At 49.0% G+C, this 18,366-nt stretch carries 13 protein-coding genes; 4 read left to right on the top strand and 9 right to left on the bottom strand.

Annotation, left to right across the window (positions count from 1 at the left end):
* Positions 1 to 207 precede the first annotated feature (207 nt).
* Complete coding sequence (locus UF06_RS19705; RefSeq protein WP_039429516.1) at positions 208 to 1,062, top strand: MurR/RpiR family transcriptional regulator; 855 nt, start codon at positions 208 to 210, stop codon at positions 1,060 to 1,062.
* A 38-nt stretch (positions 1,063 to 1,100) separates the two neighbouring features.
* Here the strand turns inward: UF06_RS19705 and UF06_RS19710 are convergent, their stop codons facing one another.
* Positions 1,101 to 2,354 carry an iron-containing alcohol dehydrogenase gene (locus UF06_RS19710; protein WP_045572065.1) on the bottom strand — a complete coding sequence of 418 codons (1,254 nt, stop codon included), beginning with the start codon at positions 2,352 to 2,354 and terminating at the stop codon, positions 1,101 to 1,103.
* 275 nt (positions 2,355 to 2,629) lie between these two features.
* Here UF06_RS19710 and UF06_RS19715 point away from each other — a divergent pair, with 275 nt between their 5' ends.
* Positions 2,630 to 2,893 (top strand): GrxA family glutaredoxin, encoded by a 264-nt coding sequence (locus UF06_RS19715; RefSeq protein ID WP_011080656.1) that lies wholly within the window; start codon positions 2,630 to 2,632, stop codon positions 2,891 to 2,893.
* 181 nt (positions 2,894 to 3,074) lie between these two features.
* Positions 3,075 to 4,754 (top strand): aspartate:alanine antiporter, encoded by a 1,680-nt coding sequence (locus tag UF06_RS19720; RefSeq protein ID WP_045571938.1) that lies wholly within the window; start codon positions 3,075 to 3,077, stop codon positions 4,752 to 4,754.
* A gap of 69 nt (positions 4,755 to 4,823) precedes the next feature.
* On the opposite strand, the gene fabV is transcribed toward UF06_RS19720, so the two are convergent.
* The 8 genes from fabV to UF06_RS19760 all read right to left on the bottom strand — a co-directional run bounded on the left by fabV (position 4,824) and on the right by UF06_RS19760 (position 16,781).
* Positions 4,824 to 6,026 carry an enoyl-ACP reductase FabV gene (gene fabV, locus UF06_RS19725; protein WP_045571939.1) on the bottom strand — a complete coding sequence of 401 codons (1,203 nt, stop codon included), beginning with the start codon at positions 6,024 to 6,026 and terminating at the stop codon, positions 4,824 to 4,826.
* Between the two features lie 175 nt (positions 6,027 to 6,201).
* Positions 6,202 to 8,484 (bottom strand): acyl-CoA dehydrogenase, encoded by a 2,283-nt coding sequence (locus tag UF06_RS19730; protein WP_045571940.1) that lies wholly within the window; start codon positions 8,482 to 8,484, stop codon positions 6,202 to 6,204.
* A gap of 61 nt (positions 8,485 to 8,545) precedes the next feature.
* The gene (locus tag UF06_RS19735) at positions 8,546 to 9,172 is read right to left on the bottom strand and encodes a TetR/AcrR family transcriptional regulator (RefSeq protein ID WP_045571941.1); all 627 of its coding nucleotides are present in this window, start codon (positions 9,170 to 9,172) and stop codon (positions 8,546 to 8,548) included.
* Between the two features lie 419 nt (positions 9,173 to 9,591).
* On the bottom strand, positions 9,592 to 10,749 hold the full coding sequence (gene nhaA, locus UF06_RS19740) for a Na+/H+ antiporter NhaA (protein WP_045571942.1): 1,158 nt from the start codon (positions 10,747 to 10,749) through the stop codon (positions 9,592 to 9,594).
* Between the two features lie 300 nt (positions 10,750 to 11,049).
* On the bottom strand, positions 11,050 to 12,186 hold the full coding sequence (locus UF06_RS19745) for a lipocalin-like domain-containing protein (RefSeq protein WP_045571943.1): 1,137 nt from the start codon (positions 12,184 to 12,186) through the stop codon (positions 11,050 to 11,052).
* Positions 12,186 to 14,639, bottom strand: a complete 2,454-nt coding sequence (locus tag UF06_RS19750) for an FtsX-like permease family protein (protein WP_045571944.1) — start codon at positions 14,637 to 14,639, stop codon at positions 12,186 to 12,188. Before UF06_RS19750 ends, UF06_RS19745 begins: the two co-directional genes overlap by 1 nt.
* Positions 14,620 to 15,291 (bottom strand): ABC transporter ATP-binding protein, encoded by a 672-nt coding sequence (locus UF06_RS19755; protein WP_039429534.1) that lies wholly within the window; start codon positions 15,289 to 15,291, stop codon positions 14,620 to 14,622. Before UF06_RS19755 ends, UF06_RS19750 begins: the two co-directional genes overlap by 20 nt.
* Before the next feature lie 113 nt (positions 15,292 to 15,404).
* Positions 15,405 to 16,781: an MATE family efflux transporter gene (locus UF06_RS19760; RefSeq protein WP_045571945.1), complete on the bottom strand. Its 1,377-nt coding sequence runs from the start codon at positions 16,779 to 16,781 to the stop codon at positions 15,405 to 15,407.
* A gap of 109 nt (positions 16,782 to 16,890) precedes the next feature.
* Between UF06_RS19760 and UF06_RS19765 the strand changes: the two genes are divergently transcribed.
* Entirely contained in the window at positions 16,891 to 18,342 is a 1,452-nt protein-coding gene (locus UF06_RS19765; protein ID WP_045571946.1) for a DUF2867 domain-containing protein, read from the top strand.
* Positions 18,343 to 18,366: the final 24 nt, after the last annotated feature.

Below are 18,366 nucleotides of genomic sequence, written 5' to 3' on the forward strand. Positions count from 1 at the left end.
TTGTAGTTTTAACAAACTTTTGTTTGAGGCCTGTCAAATTCTCACTAAATAGTACGGCTATTTGTTTTAGTCGTATCGCTTATTAGGTTTATACTCTCGCTATGGCGCTGATTGCAGGTTGCCGTCCTAAATATACGTTTTTCCCAAGAATAGTATCATCTGGACTGGTATTGTCGGCGAGTTGTTCTCTATACCCTCGTGAACACTATGAATACATTAGAAAAAATTCAAAAAAACCTTGAGAACTTTAGCAAGTCGGAACGCAAAGTCGCTGAAGTGATTATGGCGTCACCGCAAACGGCTATCCACTCAAGTATCGCAACACTGGCAAAAATGGCAGACGTCAGTGAGCCAACGGTCAACCGCTTCTGTCGCAGATTGGATACTAAAGGTTTCCCCGACTTTAAACTCCATTTAGCGCAAAGCTTGGCGAACGGAACGCCTTATGTTAACCGTAATGTCGAGGAAGATGACGGCCCAGACGCCTACACGCACAAGATTTTCGAATCCACCATGGCGTGTCTTGACGTCGCCAAAAACAGTTTGGACCCGATGCAAGTCAACCGCGCGGTGGACCTGCTCACTCAAGCCAAGCGTATCTCCTTCTTTGGCTTAGGCGCATCCTCTGCGGTGGCTAAAGACGCGCAAAACAAGTTCATTCGTTTCAATATCCCCATTACTTGTTTTGAAGATGTGGTGATGCAACGTATGAGCTGTATCAACTGCAGCGATAACGATGTGTTTGTGCTGATCTCTCACACAGGTCGCACTAAAAGTCTGGTAGAGATTGCCAATCTTGCACGTGAAAATGGCGCAACCGTCATCGCTATCACCGCAAAAGATTCCCCCTTGGAAAAAGCGGCCTCGCTGGCAATTTCTTTAGACGTTCCAGAAGATACTGACGTCTATATGCCGATGGCAAGCCGTGTGGTACAAATGACCGTGATCGATGTTTTAGCCACAGGCTTCACACTACGTCGCGGCTCAGGCTTTCGCGAAAACCTCAAGCGCGTAAAAGAAGCGCTTAAAGACAGCCGATACGACAAGCTGTCCCACTTCTAAACAGCCCTTTTCAACGGAGCCTTCAGGCTCCGTTTTATTTAGTTTTCCACGTTATCGCGACTTGGTAAGCTTCGCTGATTTCCTCCCAGCACCTCTATCACGGCGGCATTGATTGGCTGCGCATCTTGTCCTTCACCCCAGCGGCAACTGCACACCTGATTAAGAATGTAGATGAGGCGATCTTTGGTCAACGGTAACGGGTTTCCTTTTATCGCAACGGACTTCAAGGCATCTTCCGCAACCTGAGTAAAAGAAGTGGCACAGACGCCAAACTGGCTAAGCTGTGGCACCGACAGCTTATCTAAAAGTTCCGCCACCCAATCAATCCCCTCTTCTTCATCCGCCTCTGTTCTTCCCGTTACGATGCGCGCGATAGAGCGGTAGCGATACAGCAAGTCACTGCGCCCCGCGGTGCGTGCGGCCATAATATTTTCCCGCATCACATGAGGAGCCAAGCGTCCTGTAATTACACTGTGCGGCGCATCTAACTTGCCACCTAATGCCGAAGCTAAACCATGCGCTGCGCCCAGTTTAGCATTGGTGATCGCCATACCGCCGAGTAAAGCGGCAAAGGCAACGTCAGAGCGCGCTTTGTGATCATCTTGTAAACAAGCGGGTAAAATGGAATTCGCCAGTCGCCGCAACCCTTCTTCACATATCATGTCAGTTAGGGGGTTCGGTTCTCCACACACATACGCTTCCATCAAGTGAGTGAAAGCATCCATTGCACCACGCCCCGAAGTATAAGGATCGGTTCCGTAAGTCAGTGTTGGATCAATAATCGCGACGTCCGCCAACATGTCTGGGCTGCGCAAGCTCACCTTGACCCTATCTTGACCTGATTTTAATACCGCGTTGCGGGTCACCTCAGAGCCTGTACTCGCCGTTGTCGGTATCGCGATGAAGTGCAATGGATGTGTCTTGAGAGGGACGTTTCGCCCTACCACTTCAACGTAGTCATAGACATTGCCTTGATTGGGAATAATAGCCGCTAGCGCTTTGCCCATATCAATCACACTTCCACCACCAATGGCAACCACCATATCGGGTTTGAATTTTCGTCCAAGGACGGCCGTCTCTTCCACCATCGCGATGTAGGGTTCACCAGAGATGGCAACATGTTGGTAGCGCATATTCTGTGACTTCAGGTAACCAATAACTGGCTGAGCGCGAGAGAGATCTTGCCCTGTCACTAACAGTACGCTGTAACCAAACTGATTAAGCACAGACAATGAGGCTTGCAGGGCTCCCTCGCCAAAAATGATCCTCGTGGCCGTCATAAACTGAAACATAGCGTACATCCTCTTCCTGTCATCACTGATCCTCAGCGCAAGTTAATGTTGCTCACTGTGCCTTGATTTATCGACAAAATGTTTGATCAAGTGCAACCTGCCCCAATTAACCTTGTATTTTGTGAGACTTTTTGCTGTGCCTCACATCATCTGCTACGCAAATTGTCCAGCAAGTGTTCAATGTGTTTCCTCTATCAGAGCGAGAGGCATTTGCCACTTTATTTCCGCCATCGGATCGGGCATAGTTGCAGCTATCAAAATAAAGGAGAAAGTATATGTTCGTAGTTATCTTTGGTCGTCCGGCTTGTCCTTACTGTGTGCGTGCAAAAGAGCATGCGGAAACCCTGAAAGCCAAACGTGACGATTTCAACTATCGTTATGTAGACATTCAAGCTGAGGGCATTTCAAAGGCAGACCTAGAGAAAACTGTTGGTAAGCCGGTTGAAACCGTGCCACAAATTTTCATCGACCAGCAACATATCGGTGGTTGTGATGACTTCGAAGCTTATGCAAAAGAGCACTTAGGTCTATTTGACTAATCTCCGCTCATTTTTCTTTAAACCCGCTGCGCAGCGGGTTTTTTTATAGCGTTTTTTATTAAAACAGCCAATACAAGTCAACTCTTGGCAAAACTGAAAAATTTCTCTTATCTTTTAGCTATATTTGGTTACAATTCCTATTCTAACCCTGTTCCCTGACCTAACTTTTTAGAGCGACAACGTGAATATAGACGTCGTACTTCTTCTTGAGCAAAATCCAGTTCTGCTCATCTTTGTGGTGTTGGCCATCGGCCTCTCTTTTGGCAAAATCCGCTTTGGTAATATGCAGCTTGGCAACTCAATTGGTGTTCTCATTACTTCCCTTATCATGGGCCATCTCGGTTTTTCGTTTAACGCCGAGGCGCTCACCATCGGGTTTATGCTGTTTATCTATTGCGTAGGTATCGAAGCCGGACCCAACTTTTTCGGTATTTTCTTTCGAGATGGCAAACACTATTTGACACTGAGCCTAGTGGTGTTAGTCACGGCGTTAGCTATTGCCTACTTTGCCAGCCATTACATGGGGCTGGATTTTGGTTTGGCCGCCGGCATGATGGCGGGGGCGCTCACTGCGACACCGGTATTGGTTGGGGCACAGGACGCACTCAATTCGGGATTAGCGTCCATTCCGAGAAATATGGAATTTTCATTGGTGCTAGAAAACCTTTCGGTCGGTTACGCCATGGCCTATCTCGTTGGTTTGGTCAGCATGATCATGTTTGCCAAGTTACTGCCTAAGTTACAAAAGCAAAATTTATCTGACTCAGCGCAACAAATTGCGCAAGAGCGCGGTTTGGGCGGTTCGGGACGTAAAGTCTATTTGCCCATCATCCGCGCCTATCGGGTCGGCGCGGAACTTATTGACTGGACGGATGGTAAAAACTTGCGTGAACTGGGTATCTACCGCCAAACAGGCTGCTACATCGAACGTATTCGCCGCAACGGTATACTCGCCCATCCCGATGGTGATGCGATTTTGCAAGAGGGTGATGAAATTGCCTTAGTTGGTTTCCCCGATAGCCACGCGCGTCTTGACCCGAGTTTTCGCAACGGTAAAGAGGTTTTCGACCGAAACCTGCTCGATTTGCGCATCGTAGAAGAAGAGATCGTGGTAAAAAGCGATGCGATTGCGGGCAAGCGTCTTTCCGATCTTAATCTTTCAGAATATGGCTGTTTCCTTAACCGTGTAGTCCGCGCGCAGATCGAAATGCCAATGGATCTCGATATCGTGCTAGCCAAAGGCGACGTATTGCAAGTCAGTGGTGAAAAGAGCCGTGTTCATGGCCTGGCTGAGCGCATCGGTTTTATCTCGATCCACAGTCAAATGGCCGACCTGCTCGCTTTCTGCAGTTTCTTCATTCTCGGCATTATGTTCGGCTTAGTCACCATGACGTTTGGCCAAGTCTCCTTCAGTTTGGGCAATGCGGTCGGCTTGTTGCTCTCTGGGATCACGCTGGGCTTTTTACGCGCAAACCACCCTACCTTTGGCTACGTACCACAAGGAGCGCTTAACATGGTCAAAGACTTGGGGTTGATGATTTTTATGGTGGGGATCGGCCTTAGCGCAGGTGGTAAGATGTTCGACCATCTGACCCTAGTTGGACCGAAAATCATCGGCATCGCTTTCTTGGTCAGTGTCGTGCCTGTGGTTTTTGCCTACCTTGTTGGTGCTTACATCCTTAAGATGAACCGCGCGTTACTATTTGGCGCCATCATTGGTGCTCGTACCTGTGCACCCGCCATGGACATCGTGAATGACTATGCGAAGTCAACCATTCCTGCCCTTGGTTATGCCGGCACATACGCTATCGCCAATATTTTGATGACATTGGCGGGTACGATATTGATTATTCTTAGCTAGCATCAGCCATCACAAGTAAACAAAAGGCGCTCAACTGAGCGCCTTGTCTATGTGTTGTCTAGTATCAGATTAGATAGTGATAAAATCGGTTGCGACTTGTGGATTCACTTCTGCATCGTAATCGACCCCATCAATCCCAAAGCCAAACAGCTTCAAGAACTCTTCTTTGTACTGCACATAGTCTGTCAGTTCTTTCAGGTTCTCAGTGGTGATTTGAGGCCAAAGATCACGGCAGTATTGTTGAATGTCGTCACGCAGTTCCCAGTCATCCAGACGCAGACGGTTCTTCTCGTCCACTTCTGCCGCGCTGCCATCTTCTTTGTAAAGACGCTGGCTGAACATGCGATAGATCTGCTCCATACACCCTTCGTGTACACCTTCTTGGCGCATTTTCTTAAACACCATCGCAATGTACAAAGGCATCACTGGAATGGCAGAGCTCGCCTGAGTAACCACTGACTTCAACACTGCGACATTCGCGCTACCACCAGTTGCGGCTAGCTTATCGTTCAGTGCAGCGGCGGCGCGATCTAGGTCCATCTTTGCTTTACCTAGTGCGCCATCCCAGTAGATTGGCCAAGTCAGTTCGGTACCGATGTAACTGTAAGCAACCGTTTTACAACCGTCTGCCAACACGCCCGCTTCGGCCAACGCATTGATCCACAGTTCCCAATCTTCGCCACCCATAACCGTAATGGTATCTTGGATTTCTTGCTCCGTCGCCGGCTCTACGCTCGCTTCGATGATCACATCTTTGTTGGTATCAACCGCCGTAGACGTGTAAGTTTGACCGATTGGCTTGAGCGCTGAACGAATCAGTTCACCCGTGCTTGGAAGCTTACGGACTGGCGATGCCAAAGAGTAAACCACCATATCTACTTGGCCCAGATCGGCTTTGATGAGTTCGATGGCTTTCTCTTTCGCTTCATTGGAGAAAGCATCGCCATTGAGACTTTTCGCGTACAAACCTTCTTCACGCGCTAGCTTCTCAAATGCGGCCGCATTGTAAAAACCTGCTGTGCCTGGTTTCTTCTCCGTGCCTTCTTTTTCGAAGAAAACACCAATAGTTGCTGCGCCGCCACCGAATGCCGCTGCAATACGAGAAGATAAACCGTAGCCACTTGACGAACCAACAACAAGAACGCTTTTTGGTGCGTTTTTGATCGGGCCTTGCGCCTTGGTGTAAGCAATTTGTTCTTTTACGTTCGCTTCACAACCCACTGGATGCGTTGTGGTACAGATAAATCCACGAATTTTAGGTTTGATGATCATATTCAACTTCCTTTAAAAAACGCTGCTAGGATAAAAGTTTCGACCACAATTCGCATCTAATTTCTGTAAAAATGCGGCGAAAATGCAAGTGGTTGGAGCACTCTCATAGATTTTTCTCCGTTTAAAATAGAAAAAGCACCTTAAATTAGGTGCTTTTTCGGCAATGCGCTGCGAATTATGCAGCGCTAGTCAGCTTTGCTTTAACGGGGGCATCCGTCAAAGTTTCGGAAAAATCGAAGCTGAAGTGGTCAACTTGAATCGCTTTATAGCGCAGTTTGTCCGCCGCGAGGATCTTATCGATCTCTTGCTCGCTTAATACATCGGCCTCAAACGCTTGCTGTAAGCGGTCGTGCAATAAGCCTTTGCGCGCCACTTTGCCCTCTTTGACCGCTTTCATCAGTTTGCGCTCTAGCGGTTTGATGTCATACATGGCTAAGAATGCCTGCTCCATCAAACCAACACTATCATCTGCAGATTTGCCGATGTAGCAGAGGCTTGTCATGCGATCGCGCTGTACGCCCGGAGTCATCATCGCTTCAGCTAGGCTGATGCACAGATCATCACTCGGTTTTTTGAAATGATTGCCCAGTGGGAAAAGCAATGCTTTCAGTACACCGCCTACGTATTTCACTGGGAAATTGGCGTAAGCTTCGTTGAGCGATTTGGCCGCATGGTGCAAACAGTGCTGAACCGCATAGTGGACAAAGTTGAGATCGCCCTGCTGGCGTCCTTCATCTTCATACTTCTTCAACGCTGCTGAGGCCATGTACAGATAGCTAAGTCCGTCGCCAAGACGCGCTGAGATCATCTCTTTGCGCTTGAGCTCACCACCGAGCGTTAACATCGCAAAATCGGCACTCACGGCGAGCGCACGGCTCAAACGTGTCATATCTTTGTAGTAGCGCTGAGTCGGACCGCTCATGTGCGCTTTGACAAAGCGAGAACCTGTCAGTGCCGCCGCCAATGCGCCGAAGGTATTGCCAGCGGCATGTTTGATGTGTTTAAACAACAGGTCATCAAATTGCTTGGCGCCCTCTCTCTCATCCGGGTTTGCCGCCGCTTCCATCTCTTTAAGCACGTAAGGGTGACAACGCGTTGCACCTTGACCAAAGATCATCAAGTTACGTGTTAGGATATTCGCACCTTCCACCGTAATCGCCACCGGAATACCGAGATAATGCGTCGCCAGATAGTTCATTGGTCCATCTTGAATCGCACGGCCTGAATGGATATCCATGGAATCATTAAGAATGGTGCGCGCCATTTCGGTCATATGGTATTTGGCAATCGCAGTCACAATCCCTGGTTTCTCTTTCAGATCCAGCGACGTGGTGGTCAATGTCCGTGTCGCTTCGAGCAGATAAGTTAAACCGCCAATGCGGCCCATCGCCTCTGCAACACCTTCAAATTTACCAATCGACATACCAAACTGTTTACGCACGTAGGCATAAGCGCCGGTTGTACGTGTCGTCAGGTGACCAATCGCTGTGCCCAGTGCAGGCAGCGAAATACCGCGTCCGGCAGAGAGACACTCAACCAGCATGCGCCAGCCTTTGCCCGCATAATCCGCGCCGCCAATCAGCCAGTCCATCGGAATGAAAACATTCTGTCCACGAGTTGGCCCGTTCATGAAAGCTAAACCCAGCGGATCATGGCGTTCACCAATCTCAACCCCTTCGTGATCGGCTGGGATCAAAGCGCAGGTAATACCGATGTCTGTTTTATCGCTAAGCAGGTGATCAGGATCGCTCAGTTTGAACGCCAGCCCTAGTACGGTTGCGACTGGTGCTAGGGTGATATAGCGTTTATTCCAGCTCACACGGATGCCGAGGACTTCTTTGCCTTCGTGCATACCGTAGCAGACAACACCTTGGTCTGGAATGCCACCGGCATCCGAGCCAGCTTCAGGACCAGTCAAGGCAAAACAAGGGATATCGGTACCATCCGCTAAACGTGGTAGCCAGTAGTCTTTTTGCGCTTGTGTACCATAGTGCGATAAAAGCTCACCCGGGCCGAGTGAGTTTGGCACCATGACCGTCACGGCAGTACTGATGCTACGTGTCGCAATCTTCGAAACGATGGTTGAATTCGCCAGAGCCGAGAACTGGCGACCGCCGTACTCTTTAGAAATGATCAACGAAAAGAAGCGCTCTTTACGCAGATACTCCCAAACTTTCGCAGGCAGATCGCGATCTTCCTTAACCATTTTATGGTCATCAAGCATTTCAAGCAGCGTTTCCAGCTCGTTGTCCATGAAAGATTGTTCTTCAGCGGTAAGAACAGGTTTTGGATAGTGATGCAATTTTTGAAAATCAGGCTTGCCTGAAAACAGTTCTGCATCCCACCAGACGCTGCCGGCTTCCATTGCTTCCTTCTCTGTAATAGACAGAGGAGGCAAAACCTTTTTGAATACTTTAAACGCCGGGTCGCTAACCCACTTCCTTCTTAGAGAGCTCATAGTTCAGATCCTTTTGTTCACTGGTGGAACCCGATCAGGTCCTGGTTATCTGTTATTTTAGTTACTCAGCTGACATTCCTGCCGCCATATAGGGGATCAAGAGGTCAACAACTGATTTTACGTCGGTTTTTTTGTTGAAATTGCTTTCAGCAATTTCAGACAGCGCCTGACTGGATGCCATAGTAAAAACACAGGTTCCCAGTGTGAAATGCAAGCGCCAAAAAAGCGTTTCTTCGGTTAAGGTCGGATTGGCTTTCAGCACGGATTCAGTAAACAGCCTCAATACATCGTTATAACGTGTAGTGATAAACCATCTTAAATGCCCTTGTACGTCGGTATATCCGCGGCCAATCAACAACATGAACAGACTCGTGCCATTCGGACGCACTTCGTTGAGTTCTTTGAGCGGTACGCGAAGCGATTCAAACACTTCGGCCATGGTGTAAGACTCTTTGCTGTTCAGTTGTACTAACGAAATTTTCATTGCTGGCATTAACGCTTCGAGATAACGATCTAACACCGCTCGAACCAAGGTTTTTTTGTCACCAAAGTGATAATTGACCGAAGCCAAGTTCACACCGGCTTTGCCAGTAATGGTACGAAGTGAAGTGTCATTGAACCCGTACTCGGCGAACAACCCTTCGGCGATGTCGAGAATTTTTTCTTTTGTACTGCTTCTTGGTGCCATTTCAATCACTCGTATCAAACAACTGTTTGAAATATACTTTTGACACCAATAATTAACAAGCAATTAACATCACATTTTTTAATATTGGTCGGACCAGATTTCAATTTCGCCTGTCAGCCAAGGGGTTAGCGAGAGAAAATTTTTTAGATATTTTCGTTGATTTAGGGAACTGCAGCTCGAACACTTGGTCTGAATAAGGGTAACAACAAGCGCATTGCTAAGTTTCACTGGCCGTCAAACTTGTTTCAGACTTTTGTTACGTTGCTGCTTTTTCATTATTAACTCCTGTGTTTGTATCTGCCCGAATCCGCTTGGTTTGGGCTTTTTTTTGTCCCCTCTTTCTATTGTTATTGCCCGTTTTTAGAAGCAATAAAAAAACCTCCGAAATTCGGAGGTTTTTTAGCCTAACCTAAGTGAGTTTAGCGGCTGCTACTGTCACTCTTTGGTAAAGAGATGTGCAGTAAGCAATAACCTATCACAGCAGCTGTGGTAGAGCCCATCAGGATCCCCAGTCGTGCATACGTATCATACTCTGGACTTAGCCCGCCAAACGCCAGTGAAGAGATGAATATCGACATGGTAAAGCCGATACCACACAGCACTGACACTGCAAAAATATGACGAAAGGTGATGCCCTCTGGCAATCTCGCAACGCCCGTTTTCACCGCCACCCAACTGAAGGAGAAAATCCCCAGAGGTTTACCAATCAACAAGCCCAAAGCAATACCCAGCGGAAGCATAGACGTTAAGCCAGACATCGAAACGCCTTCCAGTGATATGCCCGCATTAGCGAAGGCAAATAGAGGCAAAATCGCAAACGCAACATAAGGATGAAGTGCGTGTTCCATATGCTTGAGAGGAGAATGCTCACCCTTTTTGCCATTGAGAGGGATAGCAAAACCAATGACCACACCGGCTAACGTTGCATGTACGCCTGACTTCAGTACGGCAGCCCACAAGATAATGCCCACTACGATGTACCACGTCAGTTTTGTCACTTCTTTCGCATTCAGTAAGAACAGTACACCAGTCATGATGAAGCCGATTGTCAGCGCCAGTGTCGACAAATCGCCGCTGTAGAACAAGGCAATGATAACGACCACGCCTAGGTCATCAATAATCGCGAGAGCAAGCAAGAATACTTTCAAACTCACCGGAACGCGCTTGCCAAGTAACGCCATGATTCCTAATGCAAATGCAATGTCGGTAGCCGCAGGGATAGCCCAACCTTGCACCGCTTGTGGATCACCGCTGTTAAACAGCACGTAGACCAGCGCAGGAGCTAACATACCACCGACGGCCGCAATCGCAGGAAAAATCGCCGTCTCTTTTGATTTCAACGCGCCTTCCAATAGTTCGCGTTTCACTTCTAGACCGATCAGAAGGAAGAAGATGGCCATCAAACCGTCGTTAATCCAGTGCGATACTGACATACCAAATACATAGCTATGCAGTACCGACTGATATGTATCGTTTAGCGAAGTGTTGGCAATCACCATAGCAATGGCTGCAGCAATCACCAGCAGGATGCCGCCTGCGGATTCCATTTTGAAAAAGTCACGGATAGCATCGTTCATGATTTCGCCCTTATATTTATAATCGTGATAAATGAACAACTAACAATGTGTAGCAGTGTATAGCGAAGAATAATGTAGGAATAATCGCTTGTTTAGATGTTAAACATCGGTTTTTCCTACATTGATGTCAACGTCACTCATTTGAAAATAGCCGCAGTCACCCGATAACTGACTGATAAGATTATAGTCAATGAGCGACATACAGGTGAACATAAGCATGACAACTACGCAACAAATTGTAAATACGTAGAAAAAAGTAAGGGTCCCATCGTCGGGACCCTTTTTACTTTTGAATGCGCTTTAATTGGTTTCGCCGTAGCCAGTTAACTGCATAAAACCCCAACCTTGATGGCTGCCCGCCACCTGAATAGGTCCTTCCCAGTAAGGCAGTAAAAAGGGTAACCACATTTCCTGATCCACAGCCGTGGCGGTGAGGCGGATTTGATACTGTGGCACTTCAACAGACCATCGCAGAGGTAAACGCGTACCATCGGCCAGCTCGCTTTCCTCTAAGGGGATGATCTTGATGTCTTGCTCTTTGAGGGGAAAAACCTTACCCGACGAGGTAGAGAGTGTGCCAAACACATAAGGCAACCGGCTTTTATGTCGGTACTGATTGACGCTCAACGCCATACCGTTGTCGAGATTAAACACCAGCCAGTCCCAGCCCTGTTGATCTTGTCCTACCAGATCTGAGCCCCACTCTTTTTGCAGCCATGCAGAGCCACTCACTTTGATACTTTTGCCATCAAGATGCAAAACACCATCCGTTTGCAGAAACGGTGCGCTCACACTAAACGACGCAACGGATTCCAAGTCATGCTTGAGCTGATAACCACTTTCGCCATTGAGGACAAAAGGGCCGCTGGTTCGCGTGGCCAACTCCAGTGAAAATTCGTCACTGGCCGCGATCAGATTACCCGGAAAAGGGGTCACCCCTAAGGCTCGCCAAGTCCAGTTATCAATCCACATGCGAAACGGCTTATCGCTCGAGCCCGCCTGACCTATGCCCCCACGGGCAATACGTTGGTCTTTCCACACTTTACCTTCGCCACTGACAACCACATTCGCAAGGTAAATCTGTGGGTTTTGCCAACCATTGACGTCTCTTTCATCACCTGCCAGACGAAAAAAGCTCCACTGCACAGAATAAGACGTACCCTTTGCATCTTGCAGACTGGCAAAGTAGTGCCACCACTCATGCTGGTATTGTGAGTGGAAGCGGAAATCGTTTGGCAGGCGGACTTTTTGTCCTGGCAGTACGGGTTCAAACACCATCTGCGGTGGTGCAGCAAACACACTGTTAAATTGATACTGTGTTTGCGTTGTCGAATTTTTGACATAAAAAAGCAGATACCAAGCGGCCACTAAACTTGCAACAGCAATGGTAGAAAAAAGCAGCGACATTAGGATAAATCGACCACGTACTCGCTTCATTACAAGGCGTCCCTTAATGACTTCATCGGCGTATTTCTCACCATTCTGAGCACAGGCAAAGCACCCGCCAGCATGATCGCCAGCATTGCCCACGCAAGGGTTTCACCATATTCGCCGGGGTTAATTTGTAGCTCCAGCGACCAGCCAAAAGATTGCTTAATCACGATGTCAACAATCAAGGTGGCCAGCGCCATACCAAGCGGCACAGCGATAACGGCGGAAATAAGACCAAAAACAAACAGTTGCAGTCCACCCAGCGCGATCAATTCTTTGCCCGATACGCCGAGACAGCGCAAAATCGACACGTGACGCTGACGCGAAACCTCTCCGGCTAACGTGGCGAAGAACAGGCCGAACACCGCGATAACGAGGGTGATATTGCCTAAGGTATCGGCGATGGCAAAAGTATGGTCGAACACTCGCATTGCCTGCTTATAAATATTGTTATTATCGAGCACACGCTCTGGCGTCATGCGGAAAATCTTTTCTAAACGCCCTTTCAGCCCCTCAATATTCACCCCTTCGTGCATGACCGCACCCAGCGCGACATTCCCATTTCCAGCAAAGGCATACAGCCAGTTACGATGGGACAACAGTACCTGATTATACGGATTGCCGTAGTCATAATAGACGCCGACCACCAACCACTTGTCCCCTAAAGGCGCCGTCAGATTGATAAAATCTCCGGGACGAATACCCATTTTCAACGCCATCGATTCGCTGATCATCACACTGCGGGTACTGTTGAGATAATACCAATAATTGGGCACACCGAGCTTGACCGTCAATGCATCAAGTTCCCCTTCCGAAGCACCGGTACTGACCACTTGCAACTGCCCTGCGTCAGTTTGAATCTCTTTTTCCCAGCGCCACCAAACTTGGTCCACTTCTGGCTGCGCCATCAACCAACTGCTGATCCTTGCTGCCGAGTTATTGGTTGGGTAGATATAAAGATCTGCGGCAAGACGCTGGGTTAACCATTTATCGGTCGTATCTCTAAAACTGCCCACCATGGTCTCGACACCGATATTTGCCGCTAACGCTAACATGAATGCCATCATCGCCACACCGCGATAACTCATGCTGGCCGCCGTATCGGCAAAGAACCAACGCAACCTCACCCAGCGCAACGTGTAGGAAAAGCTATTAAATACCGCCCACATCAAAAAGGGAGTAAACAAGGCAACGCTGATCAACATCAAAGCGATAATCGCAAAGCCCGATTCCTGAGTTTTAGGGGCTTGGTAAACGGCAATGGCCGCTACGCAGAATGCACACGCGGCGAGTGCCTGCCACGCAAACTCACGTCCAGCAAAACGCACCAACGAGAGTTTCGCGGACAGACGAATCGGCTGAGATTTCAACAAGCGAATCAAAGGCCAGAGACAGGAAATCAGAGCGCCGAGCGCCGCCATCAGCAAGCCGTACAAGCTCGATTGCCAACTCCAGCTAATCGAAAGCCCGACGTTGGCATCATACAGATCGCTCAAGCTGGCAGAAACGGCCGGGATCAGCTCATTGGCTAATAGCAGTCCAAGCACGTTGCCACATAACCAAGCCACGACCACCAAAATGGTCAACTCAAGAATCAATGCTTTCGCCAGTAGCATGCCGGTGACACCCGTCTGGCGCAAAATGCCTACTAAAGGTTGGCGTTGGATAAACGAGAGCGACATCGCTTGATAGAAGATAAACAGGCCGACCAAAAACGACAGCATACCCATGGCGGTAAGATTAAGATGAAAGGCTTTGGTTAACGCGTTAAGCTCATCTCGGCTATTGCGCACCAAAGACAAGCCATTGGGCAATGATTGTTTTAACGCTTCCAGCTTCTCTGGCGGCATTTCACCACAGGCAATCACCGAGAGACCCGAACTGCGCTGAAGCATACGCAATGTGGCGATGTCAGCCACGATCCGCGTACCATTAAGACGCTCTTCGCTCTCGATTTTCAACGGGCCAAGCAGGCTCCCATCATCCAGCGGAATAGAATCACCATTTTGCCAATGCATATGCTTAGCAAGCGCGTTGCTGACTAAGATCGGGTAAGGTGGGTTCATCAACGCCAGCAGAGAGAGTTCTCCCATCGCATTGGGCTGCTCCAACGAGAGCATCGCAACAGGATCGATGCCCACTAAGGTCAACCCAATTCCGTTGGCGGTGTCGATATGATGCATATCCATCGGTACACATTGCTGATAACCCGCTCGGCGCAGTTGAATGTAGAACCCTTGAGGGATCTTGTTGGCGTTATGCTTTGGCCGAATGCGATAAGGGAGCGGATTGGAAAAGAGCTTTTCACCATTTTGATAGCTCTGTTTCGCATGATGGTTGATCGCAGTAACCCCGACGAGCAGGGAAACGCCGAGCGTTAGGCCAAGCCAGACCAAAATGATTTGCAGCGGATAGCGCCGATAATGACCGAGTAGTGCTTTAACTACGGGCCATAACATGCAGCTGCCCTCCTTGAAGTCGAATTCTTCCTTCCATATGCTGGGCGACTTTTTCACTGTGCGTGACTAAAAGCAAGGTGCAATCGAGTTGGCGAGTGAGTGAAGTCAGTAAGCGCATCACCGCTTCGGCGTTACGCTCGTCTAAACTGCCGGTCGGCTCGTCTGCAAGCAGCAACTTGGGCTCCATATACAAAGCACGTGCAATTGCAGCACGTTGCTGCTGCCCACCGGAGGCCTCTTCGGGATAGCGGCCCAGTAGCGGCATGAGATCGAGTGCAGAAAGGATTTGTCGCAACAGTCCTTTGTCTTCCGGCAAGCCTTTGAGTTGACGGCAGAAACGAATGTTATCGGCGATATTGAGTGTAGGAAGTAAATTAAACTGCTGAAAAATATGCCCAATATTGTTACGGCGGTAGGTTGTGCGCTGATATTCAGGCGCATCATGCATCGCGAAGCCAGGAAAATTGATGGCGCCGGAATCGGCAATGTCTAACCCTGCGATTAAATTGAGCAGCGTACTTTTGCCTGAGCCACTCTCACCCATTAGGGCAATTTGTTCGCCACGTTGCAACGTCAGTTCAGCCCCTTGCAATACCGGATGAAATTCTCCACCATCCACATAGCCTTTACATAGGTCTGACAGTTGTAACATTAACTTTGCCGCTTCGCTTTCAGAAATTGGAACCAGAATCTACACTAAAAAGCTGATTATCGAAAGTATTTTGATTGCTGGATCACATTAAATGAATGCAAATCAGCGCATATCTAATCTTCGATGAGATTTCGCATCCATTTACGGCTGACGATGCGATATAAAACGCCGACCCACTTGACCACTTCTTCGACCAAAAATAACAGATACACCCACACGGGCGACACCTCAAGGTAGATAGCCGCAAACGCCGCCAAAGGGATACCAATGACCCACTGAGCGAGCAAATCCTGATAGAGACAGAATTTCACATCGCCGCCCGCACGCAATACGCCAACAATCGCCATCATCGGCAACGATCTCAGTACCACAGCGGCGCAGAGCACCATCATGAACTGCTCTGCAAGTTGTCGAGTTTTTGGGGTTAAGGCGCTAAAGGCATTTAGAATCGACTGGTGGAATAGATACAACAGCACTGCGACCACAACCCCAATGATGACATTCATCAGTACTGTCGCCCAAGCTTGGTAATAAACGGGCTCAAAATTTTTCGCCCCCAACTGATTCCCAACCAGCACGGCGGCAGCATTGGACAGGCCAATCATCATCGCCAGTGAAATCGACTCCACTGGCGTCATCACCGACAACGCCGCAAGTCCTTGCACACCCGCTTGTCCCATAATGGCATGATAGGCAAACAGCCCGCCAGCCCAGGCTAAGAAGTTAAAGGTCGTGGGTAGCGAGAGTTTGAGAAAACGAACAATTTTTTTCCAATCAAGGATGGCGTGTATATCCGCTCGGCCAAAAGCCAACAAATGCTGCTTCGCGTAGAGGTAACCATATAACGTTGCCACTTCAATCGCCCCGCTGAGCAAAGTCGCGATTGCGGCACCTTTGATCCCCATTGCTGGCAATCCCCAATGGCCAAAAATCAATAGCCAGTTCAAAAATACGTTGGAGAGAATACCGATGCCACTAAAGAAAGTGCTGATACCAGGCTTGTGCATCGCCCTGAGCCCAACCGCCATACTCGCCACACAAGCGACACTGAGCATGGTCAACGAGGTGAGGACCAAGTACTCTCTGCCAAGTTGATTCACGAGTGGCGAATCGGTGGTTAGCGCCATGATCTGCTGAGGAAAGAGCAGAAAAAGCAAGGCGGTTAGCAAGGCAAACGCCATCGACACCAACCAAGTCAATGCCGTACTTTGTCTAACACCGTCTTTATCCCCAGCCCCCCAATATTGCGCAGTCAGCAGAGCGCCACCAGTAGTGACGCCGACCAGCATAATAGTGGTGACAAAGGTCGCTCTGGCCGCAACACCAACCGCAGCAATCTCCGCCTCACCCAGCTGTCCTAGCATCAATACGTCCACCAAACCTCGGCTGGAAAACATCATACTTTGCAGCGCGATTGGCAATGCGATCATCAGCAGACGACGCAAAAACGCCGCGTCGGCATGCTTCGCCACCAGAGCAAGAAAGGACATAGACACCTCAGATACAACTTATTGAAGAAGCGGAGAAAATAGCCGATGATTATAACCAATTGGGTGAGTATTCCACCCACTTTTTCGACTTTTGTTTAGGGAGAGCGCAGTGCAGAAAGTACTAGTGTTGGGCGCATCAGGCTACGTTGGGTCGCAATTGGTGCCACTTCTTTTGGCGCAAGGTTATCAAGTGACGGCCGCAGCGAGACAAATCGACTACCTTAAAGCGCGAGTTAAACCTCATCCGCACCTAAACGTTGCTTACCTTGATTTGGCGGATCAAAGCGCGACTCAAGCGCTCATTCCACAATTTGACCTGATCTATTTTCTGGTTCATGGCATGGCTCAAGGGCACGATTTTATTGATTATGAACTCTCCCTCGCTGACCATTTTTATCAAGCCCTACAGGGAAGCCGCGTCAAACAGGTGATTTACTTAAGCGCACTTCAGCCGCAAAGTGGCAGTTCAGCCCATCTTCAAGCGCGGAAAATGACCGGCGATGTCCTGCGCAAAGCAGGGATTCCGATTATTGAACTTCGTGCTGGAGTGATTATCGGCCCGGGCTCAGCCGCCTTTGAGATCATGTGTGATTTTGTCTACCACTTGCCACTGTTGATCACCCCAAAATGGGTTGAATCAAAAGCCAATCCGATCGCACTGGAAAACCTTAATTACTATCTGTTGCGATTGGCCGAAGAGGCCCACGCCACTCATGCAATCTACGAAGCGGGTGGGCCAGACACACTGAGCTACCGCGAACAATTTCGCCTCATCTGCCAAGCGACAAAACGCCCTTTTCGCCTTTTTTCGACGGCGCTTCTGACACCCAAAATGGCCTCATACTGGCTCGGGTTAATTACTTCGGTCCCTTCAAGCATTGGTAGCGCCCTTTTAGCTGGGCTGGAACATGACTATGTAGCAAACAGCGCAGAATTGCGGCAAAAGTACCCACAAGCCTTGCTCTCATACCAGCAGGCGGTTGAACAAGCAATTGAGCAAGAAGGCACCTTTGTTAGAAGCAATGTCTGGGGTTTTGAACCCGAGGCATTACAGCGCTGGCAGCCGGGTTACGGCTATTACGCGAAAAAAGCAGGCGCCAGCATTCAAACTCAAGCCTCTGCCGAGGCACTTTGGCAATGGGTGGAAAAAATAGGCAGTCGGGAACAAGGCTACTATTTTGCTACGTCACTGTGGCGAACACGTGAGTGGCTTGATGTGCTATTCGGCGGCAAAAAACCGATTCGCCGCGCCCCATCTGGGCCGGAGCTTAAAGTCGGTGATTACATCGACTCTTGGAAAGTGATCCGCTGCGAGAAACCGCACTTTCTTTCTCTGTTCTTTGGTATGAAAGGCCCCGGGCTCGGACGGCTGGAGTTCACTATTGACGATCACGGACACTATCGCCAACTCACGGTCACCGCTTGGTGGCATCCGCAAGGTTTTCGCGGACTGCTCTATTGGTTTGCCATGATGCCCGCCCACTTGTTTGTTTTTAACGGTATGGTCAAAGCCATCGCCAGAAAAGCACTCTCGTTTAACCGCGACAAAAAAGGCGCTTAATCACAGCGCCTCAGAAAATGGTGG

It is taken from the genome of Vibrio sp. S234-5 (genome assembly GCF_000960595.1).
In the GTDB taxonomy this organism is placed as follows: domain Bacteria; phylum Pseudomonadota; class Gammaproteobacteria; order Enterobacterales; family Vibrionaceae; genus Vibrio.

Excerpts from the sequence above, each read along its gene's own strand:
- UF06_RS19715 (WP_011080656.1), top strand. The coding sequence starts at position 2,630 with ATGTTCGTAGTTATCTTTGGTCGTCCGGCTTGTCCTTACTGTGTGCGT.
- UF06_RS19750 (WP_045571944.1), bottom strand. The coding sequence starts at position 14,639 with ATGTTATGGCCCGTAGTTAAAGCACTACTCGGTCATTATCGGCGCTAT.
- UF06_RS19735 (WP_045571941.1), bottom strand. The coding sequence starts at position 9,172 with ATGGCACCAAGAAGCAGTACAAAAGAAAAAATTCTCGACATCGCCGAA.
- UF06_RS19705 (WP_039429516.1), top strand. The coding sequence starts at position 208 with ATGAATACATTAGAAAAAATTCAAAAAAACCTTGAGAACTTTAGCAAG.
- UF06_RS19710 (WP_045572065.1), bottom strand. The coding sequence starts at position 2,354 with ATGTTTCAGTTTATGACGGCCACGAGGATCATTTTTGGCGAGGGAGCC.
- nhaA (WP_045571942.1), bottom strand. The coding sequence starts at position 10,749 with ATGAACGATGCTATCCGTGACTTTTTCAAAATGGAATCCGCAGGCGGC.
- UF06_RS19755 (WP_039429534.1), bottom strand. The coding sequence starts at position 15,291 with ATGTTACAACTGTCAGACCTATGTAAAGGCTATGTGGATGGTGGAGAA.
- UF06_RS19730 (WP_045571940.1), bottom strand. The coding sequence starts at position 8,484 with ATGAGCTCTCTAAGAAGGAAGTGGGTTAGCGACCCGGCGTTTAAAGTA.
- fabV (WP_045571939.1), bottom strand. The coding sequence starts at position 6,026 with ATGATCATCAAACCTAAAATTCGTGGATTTATCTGTACCACAACGCAT.
- UF06_RS19745 (WP_045571943.1), bottom strand. The coding sequence starts at position 12,186 with ATGAAGCGAGTACGTGGTCGATTTATCCTAATGTCGCTGCTTTTTTCT.
- UF06_RS19760 (WP_045571945.1), bottom strand. The coding sequence starts at position 16,781 with ATGTCCTTTCTTGCTCTGGTGGCGAAGCATGCCGACGCGGCGTTTTTG.